The 17,015-nt window shown below is 71.5% G+C and carries 18 protein-coding genes and 1 pseudogene; 8 read left to right on the forward strand and 11 right to left on the reverse strand.

Going from position 1 to position 17,015, the window contains the following annotated elements; translation table 11 throughout:
* Nucleotides 1–4 precede the first annotated feature (4 nt).
* From O7623_RS21300 to O7623_RS21320, 5 genes are read right to left on the reverse strand one after another with little or no spacing between them, the layout of a single operon-like run.
* Nucleotides 5–736 (reverse strand): CDP-alcohol phosphatidyltransferase family protein, encoded by a 732-nt coding sequence (locus tag O7623_RS21300; protein ID WP_282224779.1) that lies wholly within the window; start codon nt 734–736, stop codon nt 5–7.
* The gene (locus O7623_RS21305; protein WP_282224780.1) at nt 711–1,778 is read right to left on the reverse strand and encodes an iron-containing alcohol dehydrogenase family protein; all 1,068 of its coding nucleotides are present in this window, start codon (nt 1,776–1,778) and stop codon (nt 711–713) included. Before O7623_RS21305 ends, O7623_RS21300 begins: the two co-directional genes overlap by 26 nt.
* Nucleotides 1,766–2,497 (reverse strand): phosphocholine cytidylyltransferase family protein, encoded by a 732-nt coding sequence (locus tag O7623_RS21310; RefSeq protein WP_282224781.1) that lies wholly within the window; start codon nt 2,495–2,497, stop codon nt 1,766–1,768. The genes O7623_RS21305 and O7623_RS21310 overlap by 13 nt, the downstream gene beginning before the upstream one ends.
* A gap of 55 nt (nt 2,498–2,552) precedes the next feature.
* Nucleotides 2,553–3,392, reverse strand: a complete 840-nt coding sequence (locus O7623_RS21315) for a hypothetical protein (protein ID WP_282224782.1) — start codon at nt 3,390–3,392, stop codon at nt 2,553–2,555.
* On the reverse strand, nt 3,389–3,865 hold the full coding sequence (locus O7623_RS21320) for an NUDIX domain-containing protein (RefSeq protein ID WP_282224783.1): 477 nt from the start codon (nt 3,863–3,865) through the stop codon (nt 3,389–3,391). Before O7623_RS21320 ends, O7623_RS21315 begins: the two co-directional genes overlap by 4 nt.
* Nucleotides 3,866–4,008: 143 nt before the next feature.
* Here O7623_RS21320 and O7623_RS21325 point away from each other — a divergent pair.
* From O7623_RS21325 to corA, 3 genes and pseudogenes are all read left to right on the forward strand, one after another.
* Nucleotides 4,009–4,371 (forward strand): annotated as a pseudogene (locus O7623_RS21325) (CBS domain-containing protein); the annotation flags it as partial.
* A gap of 132 nt (nt 4,372–4,503) precedes the next feature.
* A complete protein-coding gene (locus O7623_RS21330; RefSeq protein WP_282224784.1) occupies nt 4,504–5,601 on the forward strand; it encodes a PLP-dependent aminotransferase family protein in 1,098 nt (365 codons plus the stop codon).
* Nucleotides 5,602–5,819: 218 nt separating this feature from the next.
* The gene (corA, locus tag O7623_RS21335) at nt 5,820–6,872 is read left to right on the forward strand and encodes a magnesium/cobalt transporter CorA (protein WP_282229501.1); all 1,053 of its coding nucleotides are present in this window, start codon (nt 5,820–5,822) and stop codon (nt 6,870–6,872) included.
* A gap of 178 nt (nt 6,873–7,050) precedes the next feature.
* Here corA and O7623_RS21340 read toward each other — a convergent pair whose 3' ends face one another.
* Nucleotides 7,051–7,644, reverse strand: a complete 594-nt coding sequence (locus O7623_RS21340; protein ID WP_282224785.1) for a hypothetical protein — start codon at nt 7,642–7,644, stop codon at nt 7,051–7,053.
* A 195-nt stretch (nt 7,645–7,839) separates the two neighbouring features.
* Here O7623_RS21340 and O7623_RS21345 point away from each other — a divergent pair, with 195 nt between their 5' ends.
* Complete coding sequence (locus O7623_RS21345) at nt 7,840–8,367, forward strand: peptidylprolyl isomerase (RefSeq protein WP_282224786.1); 528 nt, start codon at nt 7,840–7,842, stop codon at nt 8,365–8,367.
* Nucleotides 8,368–8,528: 161 nt separating this feature from the next.
* A complete protein-coding gene (locus O7623_RS21350; protein ID WP_282224787.1) occupies nt 8,529–9,467 on the forward strand; it encodes a rhomboid family intramembrane serine protease in 939 nt (312 codons plus the stop codon).
* Here O7623_RS21350 and O7623_RS21355 read toward each other — a convergent pair whose 3' ends face one another.
* A complete protein-coding gene (locus tag O7623_RS21355) occupies nt 9,468–9,902 on the reverse strand; it encodes a PH domain-containing protein (RefSeq protein ID WP_282229502.1) in 435 nt (144 codons plus the stop codon). It abuts the gene before it with no gap.
* 140 nt (nt 9,903–10,042) lie between these two features.
* Here O7623_RS21355 and O7623_RS21360 point away from each other — a divergent pair, with 140 nt between their 5' ends.
* Nucleotides 10,043–11,254 (forward strand): acetyl-CoA C-acyltransferase, encoded by a 1,212-nt coding sequence (locus tag O7623_RS21360; protein WP_282224788.1) that lies wholly within the window; start codon nt 10,043–10,045, stop codon nt 11,252–11,254.
* A gap of 55 nt (nt 11,255–11,309) precedes the next feature.
* On the forward strand, nt 11,310–11,762 hold the full coding sequence (locus O7623_RS21365; RefSeq protein WP_282224789.1) for a hypothetical protein: 453 nt from the start codon (nt 11,310–11,312) through the stop codon (nt 11,760–11,762).
* Between the two features lie 393 nt (nt 11,763–12,155).
* Here the strand turns inward: O7623_RS21365 and O7623_RS21370 are convergent, their stop codons facing one another.
* Nucleotides 12,156–12,818 carry a hypothetical protein gene (locus O7623_RS21370; RefSeq protein ID WP_282224790.1) on the reverse strand — a complete coding sequence of 221 codons (663 nt, stop codon included), beginning with the start codon at nt 12,816–12,818 and terminating at the stop codon, nt 12,156–12,158.
* Nucleotides 12,722–14,209, reverse strand: coding sequence for a hypothetical protein (locus O7623_RS21375; RefSeq protein ID WP_282224791.1), 1,488 nt, complete (start codon nt 14,207–14,209; stop codon nt 12,722–12,724). The genes O7623_RS21370 and O7623_RS21375 overlap by 97 nt, the downstream gene beginning before the upstream one ends.
* 191 nt (nt 14,210–14,400) lie before the next feature.
* On the opposite strand from O7623_RS21375, the gene O7623_RS21380 reads away from it, so the two are divergent.
* Nucleotides 14,401–15,114: a glycosyltransferase family 2 protein gene (locus tag O7623_RS21380; RefSeq protein ID WP_282224792.1), complete on the forward strand. Its 714-nt coding sequence runs from the start codon at nt 14,401–14,403 to the stop codon at nt 15,112–15,114.
* Nucleotides 15,115–15,261: 147 nt separating this feature from the next.
* On the opposite strand, the gene O7623_RS21385 is transcribed toward O7623_RS21380, so the two are convergent.
* Complete coding sequence (locus O7623_RS21385; RefSeq protein ID WP_282224793.1) at nt 15,262–16,158, reverse strand: transketolase; 897 nt, start codon at nt 16,156–16,158, stop codon at nt 15,262–15,264.
* Entirely contained in the window at nt 16,151–17,002 is an 852-nt protein-coding gene (locus tag O7623_RS21390) for a transketolase (protein WP_282224794.1), read from the reverse strand. The genes O7623_RS21385 and O7623_RS21390 overlap by 8 nt, the downstream gene beginning before the upstream one ends.
* Between the last annotated feature and the right edge of the window lie 13 nt (nt 17,003–17,015).

Genomic DNA, 17,015 nt, shown 5'->3' on the forward strand with positions numbered 1-17,015 from the left:
GCCGTCAGCGGAGGGCGGAGCGGGCGGAGAAGGTGATGCTGGCGAGCAGGAAGCCCCCGTTGACCACGGTGAACGCGGCGATCACCCAGACCGCCAGCGCCGGTGCGGCGGTCAGCACCACTCCGGCGACGAAGATCACCGCACCGTAGTCGCGGATCAGCTTCACCAGCCGTACGGGTAGCGAGGTCGAGGTGACCATGCTGGCCGCGTTCGGGCCGGCCTGCATCACCGAGGTCACCAGGTTCACCATCCAGGTGCCGGCGAACGCCGCGACCAGCCACACCGGGGTCGCCGGGGACTGCGCCACCGCGACCGTCGACAGTGCGGTGACCAGCGCGATCTGGGCGGCCACGTCGCAGAGTACGTCGACCCGGGCACCGGCCCGGCTGGTCTGCCCGGTCACCCTGGCCAACTGACCGTCGGCACAGTCCAACGCGTACGCGATCTGCCAGCCGACCAGCGCGACCAGCCCGATCAGCCAGGCCGGCACGGACCCGGCGGCCACCGCGTCGGCGGACGTGATCACCGCGACCGACGCGGCCAGCCCGAGCAGCAGGTTCGCCACGGTCAGCACCGTCGGTGCCAGCCGCAGCCGGGCACCGGCGTACGCGAACACCGCGCCCAGCCGCTGGCTGACCGCCTCGCTGAACAGCCCACCCCCCCTGTTGGCCTGGTAGAAATCTGTCAGGAGCGGGACGGTAACGATCTGTTCACCTTGCGAAGCTGCTGAGGGCACCGAGGTATTCTGCCAGCCGCTCCTCGACGGCGGTCGCATCGAGGTGCAGGTGCTCCAGGATGGTGTACCGGTCCGGCCGGGTGTGCGGAGCGTGCCCGACGGCGGCGACGAAGTCGGCGTCGGACAGCCCCAGATCGGCCGGGCGCAGCGGTAGACCGTGCCGGCCCAGCGCCGCCGCCAGCTGGGCGAACCGCAGCCGGTCGCCCCGCAGGAACGTACAGAACAGCGCGCCGAGACCGACCTGCTCGCCGTGCGAGCCGGTGCCCGGGTACAGCAGATCGATGGCGTGCGAGATCTCGTGACAGCCGCCGCTGGCCGGCCGGCTCGACCCGCAGACCGCCATCGCGATGCCGCCCAGGATCAGCGCCTCGGCGAGGGTGGTCAGGAATGCGTCGTCGCCGAGGCCGCCCGGGTGGTTGAGCAGCGCCTCGGCACCGGTGCGGGCCAGCGTCACGGCGAGACCGTCGATCGGTTCGTCGCGGACGGCGTGCGCCAGCTCCCAGTCGGCGACCGCGCTGATGTTGCTCAACGCGTCGCCGATGCCGGCCCGGGTCTGCCGGTCCGGGCCGTCGGAGACGAAGTCCAGGTCGACGACGATCGCCAGCGGGATGTGTACGCCGTACGAGCCGCGCCCGCCGTCATGGTCCAGTGACGCCACCGGGGAGGCGATCCCGTCGTTGGCCAGGCTGGTCGCGACGCTCACCATCGGGATGGCGTACCGGGAGGCGGCGTACTTGGCGGTGTCGATGGTCTTGCCGCCGCCGATGCCGACCACCGCGTCGTAGGAGCGTTGCCGCAGCTTCTCGCCCAGCTCGTGGGCGGCCTGCAGGGTGCCGCCGGCGACGGTGAACACGTCGGCGCGGCCGAGACCGGGAGCGATCAGTTCGGCGATCCGTTCCCCCTGGCCAGGGCCGACGACCACGGCGACCTCGCCGCCGCCGGAGATCCGTCGGTCGGCCAGCAGCGCGCCCAGGCCGGCGACCGCACCCCGGCGTACGTCGATGGCCAGTGGGGTGTGGACGGTACGGGCTAGTAGCGGCATGCGATGTCCCGTGCCCTGGTCAGGTCGTCGTGGTTGTCCACCTCGACCCAGGCGACGTCGCCGATCGGGGCGCCGCGCACCTCGCCACCACGGTCGGCGTACTCCTGGTAGCCGTCCTCGTAGTAGAGGTTCGGATCCCGCCGCCAGGTCGCCTCCAACGCCTCGGCGAGCCCGGCGGCGGCCGAGGACTCGATCAGGGTGGCACCGATGTACTCGCCGTGGGCCTGCGCCGGGTCCATCAGCTTGGTGATCCGGGTCAGCTGCCCGGCGTCGTCGAAGACGACCTTCATCTCCTCGTCGGCGAGCTTCTTCACGTCGTCGACGGCGAGCAGGATGCTCGGCCCCCGCCCGGTCAGCAGGGTCTGCTCGACGCTGGCCGGGTGCACGGTGTCGCCGTTGACCAGCAGGGCACCGGCGGCGAAGTGGTCGCGGGCCAGCCACAGCGAGTACGCGTTGTTCCACTCCTCGGCCCGGTCGTTGTGCACCAGGGTCAGCGCTACGCCGTGGCGGGCCTGCAGGTCGGCCTGGCGGGCGCGGACGGCGTCGGCGGCGTAGCCGACCACCACGACCACGTCGGTGAGCCCGGCGGCGGCGAGGTTACGCAGCCCGATGTCCAGGATCGTGGTCTCCCCGTCGACCGGCACCAGTGCCTTCGGCAGGGTGTCGGTGTACGGGCGTAGTCGCCGGCCCGCTCCGGCGGCGAGCACGAGACCGATCATCAGGCGGTCCTCCTGGTAAGGGGTGGGGTGTGGGGTACCGGTGGAGGATAGCGGCTCAGCCGGGGAGCGCAGCGAGGTCGGCGAGCAGGGTCACCCGCTGGTCCGGGTCCAGTGCCTGGTAGGGCCCGGCCGCCCGCCGGTCGGTCTCCTGCTCGATGGCGAGCCGGGCGGGTCCGGGCGGCAGGTCGATGATGCTGCGGGAGGTGTGCCCGGCGGCTGTCCACGCGGCGGCGTGCGCGTCGGCCCGGTGGTAGCGCAGCGCGCAGAGCCGATTCAGCAGCAGCACCCCGGCCGGGGTCCCTTCCGGTTCGTACGGTGGGGCGACGGCACCGAAGGCGTCCTGGCCGTCGTTCGGGTCCTGACCGTCGGCCGTCGGTTGACCGTCGGCCGTCGGCCGAGCGTCGGTGGCCGGCTGGTGATCGGAGTCGGTGCCGGTCAGCGCGGCGGCCAGCAGCCGGCCGGTGAGGTCGACCAGCCGCGCCAGCCGGCTGGCGTGTTCGCTGCCCCAGATCGTCGCGGTCACCTCGGCGTGCAGCGCGTACAGGTCGGTCAGGTAGGCGCCGCCGCGTTCGGTGGCCCGAAGCGCGCCGTCCGGGTGGCGTACCACCATGCCGTAGGCGACCTGCTTGTCGAGGACCCGCTGGCAGCTCGCCGGGTCGTGGTAACGGGTGACGGCGGCGAAGCCGGCGGCGGCGACCAGTCCGCCGGGGGCGGCGAGTCGGGTACGCAGATCGATGAGGAACCCGACGGCGGCCGGTCCGCCGTACCGTTGCTGCAGTTCGGTGCCGGCGCTGGCGGCGGCGGTCATCGCCGCGCGGTAGACCCGGTCCACGGCGGGTGCGGTGAGCGCGGCGCACCGGTGGCCGGGCAGCCACAGTTGGTCGGCGCTGCTCACAGGCCCAGGGTGCGCAGGACGGCGAAGCCGTTGTCGGCTATCCGGCGGATCAGGCCGTCGTTGACGTCGGCCGACTCGTCGAGGACGTCGAGTTCGTCGGCGCGCAGCCAGCGGAACTCGGTGTGCTTGCCGGGCTCGAGGACGGGGTGGGCCAGGTCGCCGTCGACCCGTACCAGGTAGTCGACCTCGACCCGGGCGATGCCGTCGTCGCCGACGTAGCGGTACTCACCGACCTCGGCCAGGATCTGGGCGACCCGCCACCCGGTTTCTTCCTGTACCTCCCGGTGCAGGGTGTCGAGCAGGGTTTCGCCCGGTTCGACGTGGCCGCCGACGATGTCCCAGGTGTCGGGGAAGAGCCGCCGGTACGGCGACCGGCGCTGAAAGAAGATCCGGCCGTCGTCGTCGACGATCAGCGCTGCGGCGCACCGCAGCGGCTGGCCGGGTGCGTCCCGCTCAGGGGGTGGGGCGGACACGTCTGTGACAGTAGCGATCCGCCCCGGGGAAGAACCAGGACGAGCGGCGGACCGCCCGGCGCAGCGGACGGGTCAGGCTCTTGTGGACCGCCCGGATGCAGGTCACGATGTCCGTACCGTGCATTTTCGGGAGGTGATGCGTGATGCGCGTCGAAGATGTCATGTCCCGCCGGATCTTGATGGTTGGTCCCGATCACACGTTGCGGCAGGCCGCGCAGATGATGGCCGCCCGGCGGATCGGATCGGTGGTGGTGGCCGATCCCGATTCGCAGGGCATCGGCATCATGACCGAGCGCGACGTGCTGTACGCCGTCGGTGCCGGACTCGATCCCGACGTCGAACCCACCCGGGCCCACCTGACCTGGGACGTGGTCTACGCCGGGCCGGACACGACGCTGACCGAGGCGGCGCAGGCGATGGTCAGGGGCGGCTTCCGACATCTGGTGGTGCTCGACGACGGCGAGGTCGTCGGCGTGGTGTCGGTTCGGGACCTGCTCAAGGTCTGGACCGTCGACCGGACCGTCGACCGGACCGTCGCCGATCCCGGCGCTGCCCCGGGCGCTGCCCCGGTGGTGCCGGTGAGTGTCCTGCCACACCAGCCGGAGGCGATCGGCTGATCGCGTCGTACGCTGGCAGCCATGAGCGCCGAGCAGCTGATCTCCTTCGCCCGTGGGGCGCCCTCGCTGGACATCGTCGACATCGACGGGCTGAAGGCCGCCGCCGGGCGGGCCTTCGACGCCGATCCGGCCGGGGTGACCGCGTACGGTACCTCCGTCGGTTACCTTCCGCTGCGCCGCTGGATCGCCGACAAGCACGGGGTAGCGCCGGAGCAGGTGCTGGTCACCAACGGTTCCCTGCAGGCCGACGCGTTCCTCTTCGACCACCTGGTGCAGCCGGGCGACGCGGTGGTGGTCGAACGGCCGACCTACGACCGGACGCTGCTCAACCTGCGTCAGCTCGGTGCGCAGGTGCACCCGGTCACGATCGAGTCGGACGGGCTGGACACCGACGAGCTGCGCAAGCTGCTGGAGTCCGGGGTCCGGCCGAAGCTGGCGCACATCATTCCGAACTACCAGAACCCGGCCGGGGTGACCCTGTCGGCGGCGAAGCGACGGGCACTGCTGGAACTGGCGGTCGAGTTCGGCTTCACCATCTTCGAGGACGACCCGTACGCCGACATCCGGTTCCGGGGCGAGGCGCTGCCGTCGATGCTCTCGCTGGACACCGACGGTGTGGTGGTGCACGCCTCCAGTTTCACCAAGACCGTCTGCCCGGGGGTCCGGGTCGGCTACCTGGTCGGCGAGGCCGGGCTGATCAAGACGATCGCCGGGCGGGCCACCAACCTCTACATCTCGCCGGGCATGGTGGCGCAGGCGATCGTGCACCAGTTCTGCGTCTCCGGCGACCTGGACCGGTCGATCGCCACCGTGCGTACCGCGCTGTCCGAGCGGGCCCGGGTGCTGGGCGAGTCGCTGCGCAAGCACATCCCAGGGGTACGGTTCACCGAGCCGGACGGCGGCTACTTCCTGTGGGTCGAGTTGCCCGACGACGTGGCGGTCGACGCGTTGGTGCCGGCGGCGGCGCAGCGCGGCGTCGCTGTGGTCAAGGGCAGCGACTTCCTGCTGTCCGGCGGTGACCATGCGCTGCGCCTGGCCTACTCGGCGGTGACGGTCGACCAGATCGACGAAGGCGTCCGCCGGCTGGCCGAGGCGGTCGACGAGGTACGCGGGGCGTAGCTTCACGAGTTTTCGGATCACGCCCCCGGTGCCCGCGAAGGGCGCCGGGGGCGTGTCGTGTGGTGGTTTCCTGTTTCTCAGGACGGCTGCCGTGCGGGCACCGGGAGGGAGGCGGGCTGATGGCGGATTCCGCTGGCGGGCAGCCGCGATGGCCAGATGGCGGCAGCAGCCGGGCCCTGTCGCGGGCCTGGACGGCCCCGGTACGGGCGGTCAGCCGGATGCTGCACTCCACCGAGACCGGGCCGGAGCCGGAGCCGGAGCCGCTACCGGAGCGCAGCGGGATCGTCGACTGTGCGCTCTACATCGACGGGGTCCGCCAGCCCGGATCGTGGCAGCATCCCGAGGCGTTGGCGACCGCCCGGCAGGAGACCAACGCCTTCGTCTGGCTGGGGCTGCACGAGCCGAGCCTGGCGGAGATGGCCGGCATCGCCGACACGTACGGACTGCACGAGCTGGCGGTGGAGGACGCGGTCAAGGCCGAGCAGCGGCCGAAGCTGGAGCAGTTCGGCGAGGTCAACTTCCTGGTGCTGCGGACCGCCCGGTACGTCGACCACGAGAAACTGACCGGCGACTCGGAAGTGGTCGAGACCGGCCAGGTGATGCTCTTCATCGGGCGGGGGTTCGTGATCAGCGTGCGGCACGGCGACGCCTGCCGCCTGTCGCCGGTGCGGGCCGATCTGGAACGCAACCGGGAGCTGATGACGCAGGGGCCGTGGGCGGTGGCGTACGCGGTGACCGACCGGGTGGTGGACCTCTACCTGGAAGTGGTCGACCGGATCGAGACCGATCTGGAGACCGTCGAGGCGGACGTGTTCTCGCCGGAGGCCAGCGACAAGGTGCACGAGATCTACCAGTTGAAGCGCGAGCTGGTCGAGTTCAAGCGCACGGTGGCCCCGTTGCAGCGGCCGATGATGACCTTGACGGCCGAGATCAACGAGGAGGTGCCGGCGGAGGTCCGCCGCTACTTCCGCGACGTGCAGGACCATCTCAGCCGGGTCGTCGAGCAGATCAACGCGTACGACGACCTGCTGAACTCGATTCTGCAGGCCCGGTTGGCGCAGGTGACCGTGGCGCAGAACAACGACATGCGCAAGATCGCGGCCTGGGCCGGTATCGCGGCGGTGTGGACCGCACTGGCCGGGATCTACGGCATGAACTTCGAGTTCATGCCGGAGACGGACTGGAAGTTCGGCTACCCGATCGTGCTCGCGTTGATGCTGAGCATCTCCCTGGTGCTGTACCGGTCGTTCCGGCGTAACGGCTGGCTCTGACTCCGGTCAACGCCCGGCCGGCGCGGACTGCGACACGACGGCGGACTGCGACACGACCGCGGACTGCGACACGACCGCGGGCCGGCAGCGGACAGGTGGTCCGCGGCCGGCCCGCCGAGCGGTGCCGGTCTCGGGCAGCGCCGGTGGTCGACCCTCGGGCAGCGCCGGTGGTCGACCCTCAGTTGGCGCCGGTGGTCGACGACGGCGACGGGTTCGCCGTCGACGAGTTGGTGCCGGGCATCGGGCTGGGGACGGCCGAGGCGTCGGTGGCGTTGCTGGCGGCTCGCATCGAGTCCAGTGCCTGGCCCGGGTCGTACTCCTCCCACTGGGCGGCGCGTCGACGGCGTACCGCCATCGTGCCGAGCGCACCGGCGGCCGCCAGCAGGCCGACGATCATCGGCCACCGACGGCGGCCGGCGTCCTTGCCGCGACCGGGAGTGAAGCGCGAGTTCTTCGCGCGGGTCTTCATCGCCTTGGCCTTCACGGCCTTGGTGCGTCCGGTGGACTTGGCGGCCGCCATCGCCCGCATCCCGGATTTTCTCGCTGCCAACATGTTCGTCGCCTTAGCCTTCCTGGTCGCCCGGCCGGCCTGGCGGGCACCGTCTGCGGCGGCCACCGCCAGCGGCGCCAGCGTGGCCATGGTCCGGGTCATGCCCTGCGATGCCGAGTCGCGCATCCGGTCGGCGGTCGGCCCGACCGCTGTCCGGGCGGCGTGGATCCGTGGGCCGACGGTGGCGCCGACGCCCCCGGCCGCATGCGTCGCCGCCTGCATGAAATGATCAAGGCTCTCGCCGAGCTCCGCTCGGACGAGGTCCCGCCGCCTGGCCCGCCTGGAGATCCTCAACACCGCTGCCTACCTCCTGTGCTGTCGTTACGCCGTCATCCTCCACCTTCGGGTGCCTCCGTGTAGCCGGATCGGGCACATGGGAGGATTCGCATGGAACTGACCAACAACTGAGGAGTACCCGTGGCTGAGGCTGTCTACGCCACCTTGCACACCAATCACGGACCGATCCGGTTGGAGCTGTTCGCCAACCACGCACCGAAGACGGTCCGCAACTTCGTCGAACTCGCCGAGGGAACCCGTGAGTACACGGACCCGCGCACCGGTCAGCCGGGTAGCGGTCCGTACTACGACGGCACCATCTCGCACCGTGTGATCAGCGGGTTCATGGTCCAGATGGGCGACCCGACCGGCACCGGCCGGGGCGGCCCGGGCTACACGTTCGCCGACGAGTTCCACCCGGAGCTGCGGTTCGACCGGCCGTACCTGTTGGCGATGGCGAACGCCGGGCCGGGCACCAACGGTTCGCAGTTCTTCATCACCGTCAGCCCGACGCCGCACCTGAACAACCGGCACACCATCTTCGGTCAGGTCGCGGACCAGGACTCGGTGAAGGTCGTCGACTCGATCGCCACCACCGCCACGAACCCGGCGGACCGTCCGCTCAGCGACGTCGTGATCAACCGGGTGGAGATCGAACGGGTCGGCTGACCTGTCGAGACCGGGCCGACCGCCCGTCGCCGCCCGACCGTCCAGTTGATCATGGCGGCGGCGGGTCGGCGGCCCGGCAGGTAACCTTGGCGTTCATGGAGACGCACCGGGACTCCGACGGCCGACGTCGGCGCAGCGAGGTGGCGCGATGAGTGATCGCGATGAGTGATCCGGCCCCCACCGTGCCGGTCTGCTACCGGCACACCTCCCGGGAGACCTGGGTCCGGTGCTCCCGGTGCGAGCGGCCGATCTGCCCCGACTGCATGCAGGAAGCTGCGGTCGGGCACCAGTGCCCGGAGTGCGTAGCCGAAGGGCGGCGGACCCAGCGGTCGGCGCGTACCGCCTTCGGTGGCAGTGCCGCCGGCCAGCAGGGCATCGTCACCAAGGTCCTGATCGGCCTCAACGCACTCGCGGCGGTGATCGGTCTGGTGGTTTCCGGTGGCGGCTCGCTGCTGGGCGCGGGGCTGTTCTCCGCCGCCGGGTGGCTGCACGGCTTCGGTGGCGTGATCGGCCCGGACGTGACGGTCCGGGCCAACGGCACCGTCCTGGGCGGGGCCCTGCCGATGTACGGCGACGTCTTCGTCGGCATCGACAACGGCGGCGTCTACCGGCTGATCACCGCCATGTTCATCCACTACGGCCTGCTGCACCTGCTGTTCAACATGTGGGCGCTGTGGGTGCTCGGCCGCAATCTCGAGTCCGTGCTCGGGCCGGCCCGCTTCCTGGCGCTCTACCTGATCGCCGGGCTGGGCGGCAACGTGGCGGCGTACCTGATCTCGCCCAACTCGCTGTCGGCCGGCGCGTCGACCGCCGTCTTCGGCCTGTTCGCCGCCTTCTTCATCGTGCTGCGCCGGCTGAAGCGTGACACCTCTGCGGTCGTCGGCATCCTGGTGATCAACCTGATCCTCACCTTCACCGTGTCCAGCCTGTCGATCGCCGGGCACATCGGCGGGCTGATCACCGGGGCGCTGATCGGCACGATCCTGGCCTACGCACCACGGACCAACCGGACCGTGGTGCAGGCGGTCGGCTGCGGCGGGGTGCTGCTCTTCCTGATCCTGCTCACGGTGGCCCGGATAGCGCTCGCCCACGCGGGCTGATCACGGCTGGCGGCCGCCGTGGGCATGCCACCACGTCGTCAGGGTGGCCGCCACCTCGGCCGGGTCCGCGCCGAGGTCGGTGCCGCCGAGCAGGTGCAGCGAATCGCCGGCGTCGATCTCCAGCAGTTCGGTACGGACACCTCGGTGCCCGCGGCGGTCCACGGTGATCGACTCGACCCGCTGCCATTCGATGATGCGTCGACCGGCGAGCCCGGTGACCACCTCGACGCCCTGCGGGCCGGCGGTCAGCCGTACCGGCACCAGCAGGTCGCGCAGCGCCCAGCCGGTGAGCCCGGCGGCGGCCACCAGGCCGAGGGCCGACCGGATCGGGTCGCCATCGGCGAACAGCAGCCCGACCGTGGCGACCAGCGCCGCCGCGACGACCTTCGCGACCGGCACCTTCGCCGGGACCCGCCAACTCGTCGCCGGTGGCAGCGTCGTGTCCGGGTCGGGACGACCCGCCGGCCCGTCGTGGTCGGCGTGGTCGGTGGTGTCGTCGTCGCGCACCGGTCAAGGATGCCAGCGGTACGGGGCACGGCGTAGGATTGCCGCAACCAAGTTACCGGGGAGTAGGCATGAGGGACGCGGTCATCGTCGGGGCGGTCCGGACACCGGTCGGACGGCGCAAGGGTGCGCTGGCGTCGGTGCACCCGGTGGAGTTGTCCAGCCACGTGCTGCGCGCGCTCGTCGAGCGGACCGGCATCGACCCGGGCGACGTCGACGACGTCGTCTGGGGCTGCGTCTTCCAGGTCGGCGACCAGAGCTGGAACATCGCCCGCAGTGCCGTACTCGCTGCCGGCTGGCCGGAGTCGGTGCCCGCCACCACGGTGGACCGGCAGTGCGGTTCGAGTCAACAGGCCCTGCACTTCGCTGCGGCGGCGGTGATCTCCGGCCAGGCCGATCTGGTGGTGGCCGGCGGGGTCGAGTCGATGACCCGGGTCCCGATGGGTGCCAGCACCGGCACCGGACGACCCTTCGGCGACCAGGTGCGGGACCGCTACCGTGGCGTCGACGGCGTCACTGCCGACGAGCCGGTGCCGTTCAACCAGGGCGTCAGCGCCGAGCTGATCGCGGCCCGGTGGGGGCTGTCCCGTACCGCGCTGGACGAGTTCGCGTTGGCCAGCCATCAGCGGGCAGCGGCGGCGCAGGACGCTGGCGAGTTCGACGCGGAGATCGCCCCGGTGCCGGTGGCCGGCTCCGGCCCGGCACCGGGCGCACCTGGTGAGTCGCCGGCCGGCGACAAGGTCGGCGCCGACGAGGGCATCCGCCGCGACACTTCGCTCGCCAAGCTCGGCGAACTGGCGACCCCGTTCCGGGCCGACGGGGTGGTGACCGCCGGGTCGGCGTCGCAGATCTCCGACGGCGCGGCGGCGCTCGCGGTGACCACCTCGCAGTGGGCGCGGGAGCACGGCGTACGGCCGCTGGCCCGGGTGCACACGGCGGTGGTGGTCGGCGACGACCCGGTGATGATGCTGACCGCGCCGATCCCGGCTACCGAACGGGCGCTGCGTCGCAGCGGCCTGAGCCTGGCCGAGATCGGGGTGTACGAGGTCAACGAGGCGTTCGCGCCGGTGCCGTTGGCCTGGCTGGCCGAGACCGGGGCGGATCCGGCCCGGCTCAACCCGCGCGGTGGTGCGATCGCCCTCGGCCACCCGCTCGGCGCCAGTGGGGCCCGGATCATGACGACGATGCTGCACCACATGCGGTCGACCGGCGTGCGGTACGGCCTGCAGACGATGTGCGAGGGCGGCGGGATGGCCAACGCCACCATCGTGGAAATTCTGTAGCTGAAATTTCGCCATTACCCCGAGTCATGATGGGTTGACGTGTCGTTAACACGACATGGACGTCTTCTCCCGTACGTTCCTGCCCGCGGCGGCGGAGACCGCCGTGCCGATATCCACGACCAGCCGACACATGCCGGTGCTCCGGCGCTGTGTCTCCCCCAACGAACGCACCGTCCTCGTCGCCCGGTGCCAACGCCCCGACCAGCCGATGCAGGGTGACTACCTGCTCCTACTGACCCGACGCCGGCTGGTGGTCACCCAGGAGACGATCCTGTGGCGCCGCCTGCGGCTGCACCTCAACAGCGAGTTACGACACCTGGACCACGTCACCTGGACCACCGACCCGCGCGCCGGGATCGTCGAACTCGCGGTCACCGCCATCGACGGCATCCGGGAACGCTTCCTGATCAAGGTCCCCGACCCGGGCCGGGCCAGCCACATCGAAGCGCTGTTCAGCTACGCGTTCCTGGCCCGCCCGCTCGACGCCCGCAGCACCGCCGCCGCCTGACCCGCGCCAGTCTGCCGTCGGCAGACCCGCGCGCGTCTGCCGTCGTCAGACCCGCCTGTCGCCGCGCTGCCTGCCACCGCCCGACGCGCGTGTTCGGAGTGGTTCACGGCCCGGCGACCGGCGACTGGATCGAACCGGAGCAGGTCGAGCACTTCAGCCAGACCTCCCGGGTGCGTCCGCCGATCAGGGCAAAGGTGAAAGCTTTCCCTGCCCCGAGGCATTTCGGGCAGATCGGTGGCCGACGCCGCCTCGGTGCCGGCAGATCATCCTTGTCGCCCATGGGGCGACCCTACCGTCCGTCGTCACCGCCGGTGCACGTCGTCCGCCGTCGTGCCCGGCGGTGCAGGTCCCGTGCCGCTGCCCGGCGGTGCGGATCCCGTGCCGCGTGGTCGATCAGGAAGGGGGAGTGGCGACGCCGACATAGCCCTGGTAGCGCACCGCCCAACCGTCCGGCACCAACTCCGTACAGTCGTCGCGCTCACCGAGGCAGACGATGGCGTCGACCGACGCCGGATCAGCCGGCGGCCGGTTCGGCAGCACCGACTGCAGCGACACGATGTCGTGCTCAGGCAGCACCAGCCACAGTGGGTACTCCCAGGTGATGTTCTGCTGCACCACGCCGATCCGGTGGGCGTCGGCACGGCGTACCTCCTCGGCCGCCCACCGGAAGTCCGCCGCCCAGTGCGGCCGACGCAGGAACCGGGTGTCCCACGGGTCGGTGGTGAACACCGATCCGGCCCCGACGAGCCGACGCGGAAAGCCGTACGACACCGCCAGGACACCGGACAGCGCCGCCGTGGCCAGCACGGCCACGGCGGCGATCGCCGCCACCGACCGTCGCCCACCCGGACCGCCGTCGGCGCGGCGCCGGAACAGGGCATCCAACCAGAGCCCGACCAGCGGGACGGCCAGGATCAGGCAGAACAGCAACAAGCGGTTCCCCCACGGCTGCCACTTGATCATCGCGAAGTAGAGCAGCAGCGCCGCCGCGACCGCAGCGGCGTACGCCCGGACCGCGCCCGGTGCGGCCGGGGCCACCAGCCGGGGCCGGGCCAACGCGACCACCCCGGCGACCAGCGCCAGGCCACCGGCGAGCGGGAACGCGACCCGGTCCTCGTCCGGGTACCAGGCGGGCACCGGGAACTCGGTCCGGTGGAAGGTGATCTCCGGATCCTGCGGGTCCACCCCGATCGCCTCGGCGACCGCCACGATCGCCGCCGCGGTGCCGGCCCGCAGCGGCGCCAACGGCGTGTCCAACGCGGTGTGCCCCACCCGCAACCCGTTGACGAACACCGCCGCAGGGTCGTGCCGCTGCACGGGGCCGACTCGCGCAGCCGGGGCGGGCCGAGCGGGTGACCGAACTCGTCGGTGATCCGGGCAAGGAACGGACCGACGACGACCCCGGCGACCGCCAGAATCGCCAGCGACGCCGCCCCGGTCCGTAGCACCGCCCCGGGTCGCAGCACCGCGCCGGGTCGCAGCACCGCGCCGGGCCGGCGCAGCCAGCCGGCCAGTCGCAGCTGACCCAGCCCCCAGAGCACGAGCAGCGGGCCGGCACCCAGCAGACCGCTGGTCTTCGTCAACGCGGTCAACCCGGTCGCGGCGCCGAGCGCCAGGACCGTACCGATGCTTGCCCGGTGGCGTAGCCCGTCCAGCGCGAGCGTGGCGACGCAGCCCGTCCACGCCGCCGCCACCAGATCGGTCTGGGTGCTGGTGGCCTGCAGCACCACCATCGGGGTGGTCCCGGCGACGAAGGCGGCGATCAGCTGCGCCCGGCGGCCGCCGCCGAACTGGGCGACGATCCGGGTCACGATCAGTAGACAGCCGACCCCGGCCAACCACTGCACCAGGTTGTAGAGCGCGTCGCCGCCGGTCAGCAGCCGCAGGTGCAGCAGCAGATACTCGGCACCCGGCGGGATCGTCACCTGACGGTGGATCGCCGTCGCCCAGAGCTGCAGGTCACCCTGGGCCACCCAGTGCTCCACCTTCGGCAGGTGGTAGGTCTGCGAGTCGACATTGTTCGGCTCGGCGAGCAGCGCGACGAGCAGCTCGACACCGAGCATCCCGCCGACAGCGACGGCCAACAGCCGCTCGGCGCGGGTCGCCGTACCCCAGATCTGTCGCAGCCGGGCCCACCGACGGGCAGCGAGCGTACGGGGTGCCGGGCGGCCGTCCCGTCGCCACCGCAGCGCGGCGGCGACGCCGAGAACCACCAGCGCGGCCAGCCAGGTCAGCCCGATCACCGGTGCGGTCAGCCCGCCGACGGCGCCCCACAGCTCGACCGTGAGCACCGCGAACGTGCCGGTGACCAGCGCGGCCAGCACGATCGTCCGCCGCCCGGCCGCCGGCAGTCGGAAGTGGGAGTCGGACCCGGGACGCACCAGGTAGGCCGCGAGGACTGACAGCAGTGGCGGCGCTAACAGGGCGATCATCCAGCCGGCTGGCATGGCGGGAAGTAAACACCATCGGGCGTACGGAAGCCGTCCGCACCCGCGTCGGACACGCTTCGTACGGTGGGGTTGACCTTGAGTGCGCCCGGCTCCGGGAGGTGGACACACCAGGTGTCAGTGGGGCAGGTGATCCAGTGCCGACCGGGTTAGTCTAGGGCGACTGCCATCATTTGCGTTCGGAGACCATGGTGAAGCTCTCGATCCTCATGCCGGTCTACAACGAGGAAGAACGCGTCGGGAACGCCCTCAAGCAGGCGCTCGCCGTGGACTACCCGTGTGAGATCGAGCTTGTCGTCGTCGACGACGGCAGCCGGGACGGCACGGGCGAGATCCTGGGGCGGGTCGACGACGCCCGGCTGCGGGTGATCACCCACCCGCGCAACGCCGGCAAGGGTGCGGCGATCCGTACGGCGGTCGAGGCGGCCGAGGGCGACTACATGGTGATCCTCGACGCGGATCTGGAGTACGACCCGCAGGACATTCCGAAGCTGCTGGAGCCGGTGCTCGATGGGCGGGCCACCGTGGTCTACGGCAATCGCACGTTCGGCAGCCACAGCGCCTACAGCTTCTGGTACGTGATGGGCAACAAGGCGGTCACCACGGCGGCCAACGTGCTGTTCAACTCTTACATCGGTGACCTGGAGACCTGTTTCAAGCTGCTGCCGCTGTCGCTGTACCGCTCGTTGGACGTCAAGTCGCGCGGGTTCGGCATGGAGGCCGAGGTGACCGGCAAGCTGCTGCGCCAGCGGATCCGCCCGTACGAGGTGCCGATTTCCTACCGGGCGCGTGGCCGCGAGGAAGGCAAGAAGATCACCTGGAAGGACGGGGTGGAGGCCCTGTGGATTCTGGGCCGGGAGCGCGCCCGTCGCCAAGGAGGACGCTCCACCACCGCCTCCTCCTGACCCCCGCACTCCCTGACGCCCCCCGCTCTCCTCGACGACCCGCTCTCCCCGACGATCTTGCAGTTATCGCGAAGATTTGTCCGGATTGTCGGTCGATAACTGCAAGATCGCCGCGATCATGAGGTCGTGATCATGGGCGGAATGGGTTCATGGGGCGATGAAGCGGATGATCGAGTGGCGTAGGCCGGCCGGGTCCAGCCCGTGCCAGCGGTCATGGTCTGCTGGGCTGCCGTACCGGTGCAGGTCCCGCCGGCCGACCCCCAACGCCAGCAGCCGGTACGGCCGGTCCGCCAGCGCCTCGCCGACCAGGTGGCTGGAGGTGCCGGCCAGGTACGGTTCGACCAGCACCACCACCGGTGCCGCCTGGTCGACCAGCATCCGCAGGCCGGTGGCGTCCCACGGTCGCGGGGTGTTGGTGTACGCCACCGTCACGTCCTGCCCGTCGACCGCCGCCAGCACCGGGTCCAGCATCGGGCCGACGGCGACGACGACCGGGGCTCCCCCGCTGCCCCGACGCACCGTCACCAGTCGGCCCGACACCGCGTCGCCGTGCAGGCCACGGTTGGCCCGCGTACCGAGCCGCAGGTAGACCGGGTCGTCGTGGGCGGCGGCGGCACGCAGCAGCGGCCCGACCTCGTCGGCGTGCCCCGGCACGTGCACCGTCCACTGTCCTGCCGTGTCGAGCAGGGTGACGTCGCCGGGGGACATGTGGGTCCGCCCCTCCGCCGACGCGTCGTACGAGCCGGCGATGCTGACCAGCACGGCACCGACGCCCTGGTGGTCGAGGTCGAGCTTGATCTGCTCGTACGCCCGGTCGACCAGGAACGGGGCGTAGGAATGGGCGATCGGCCGCAGCCCGGTCAGGGCCAGCCCACCGGCTACCCCGATCATCAGCTGCTCCCGGATGCCGACGTTGAGCACCCGGTCCGGGTGCCGGCGGGCGGCCGGGGCGAAGGCGTCGGCCGAGATGTCGGCCAACACGACGGCGGTACGCGGGTCGTCGTCGAGCAGTCCGGTGGCGGCCCTGGTGAACGCCTCACGCATGTCCGTCCTCCTCCTCGTCCGAGCCGCTGCTGGACGACCCCGAGCCGCTGCTGGACGACTTGGGGGCAGGGGCGGCGTACTTGGCCGGGACCCGGGCGACGACCAGATGCGGCCGTACGCCGTCGTGGCCCGTCAGTGCGGCGGTCAGCGCGTCGTGGTCGTGCCCGTCGACGACCGACGCCGACCAGCCGTTGACGGTGAACCGGCTGGCCAGGCCCCCAGGCCAGCCGTGGGTGGCCGAATCGTTGTCGACGACGACCACGGTCAGGTCGGCGAGCTGCCGGCTGCCGGCGTACGCGATCGCCTCGTGGTTGGACCCTTCGTCGAGTTCGGCGTCGCCGACCAGGACGTACACCCGGGCCCCGCCGGCCCGCGCGGAGCCGGCGGCCGGGCCCTGGGCGCAGCTGCGGGTCAGGCCCTGGGCGCGCAGGCCGAGCAGCATGCCGACGCCGAGCCCGAGGCCGTGCCCGAGCGACCCGGAGCCGATCTCCACGCCGGGCACCAGCAGCCGGTCCGGGTGGTGCCCGAGCGGGCTGTCCGGCCCGGCCAGGTCGTCGAGCCAGGTGTGCGGCAGGAAACCCTTCGCGGCGAGTACGGCGTAGTAGGCGGCCGGCCCGTGTCCTTTGGACAGTAGGAACCGGTCCCGGTCGACGGCGTCGACCGTCTGTGGGTCGACCCGCAGGATCCGGTCGTAGAGGACCCAGAGGACGTCCAGTGTCGAGTAAGCGCTCGGCTCGTGCTTCTCGTCGCCGGTGATCCGACGCAACAGCGGTGCGAGCGCCGCGTACCCGGGGTCCGCCGGTGGGTCCGTGACGGCGGCCGGGCTGGCTACGAACGTGGTCATGCCACTACTCTGC

It is taken from the genome of Solwaraspora sp. WMMD791 (assembly GCF_029581195.1).
Lineage (GTDB): Bacteria > Actinomycetota > Actinomycetes > Mycobacteriales > Micromonosporaceae > Micromonospora_E.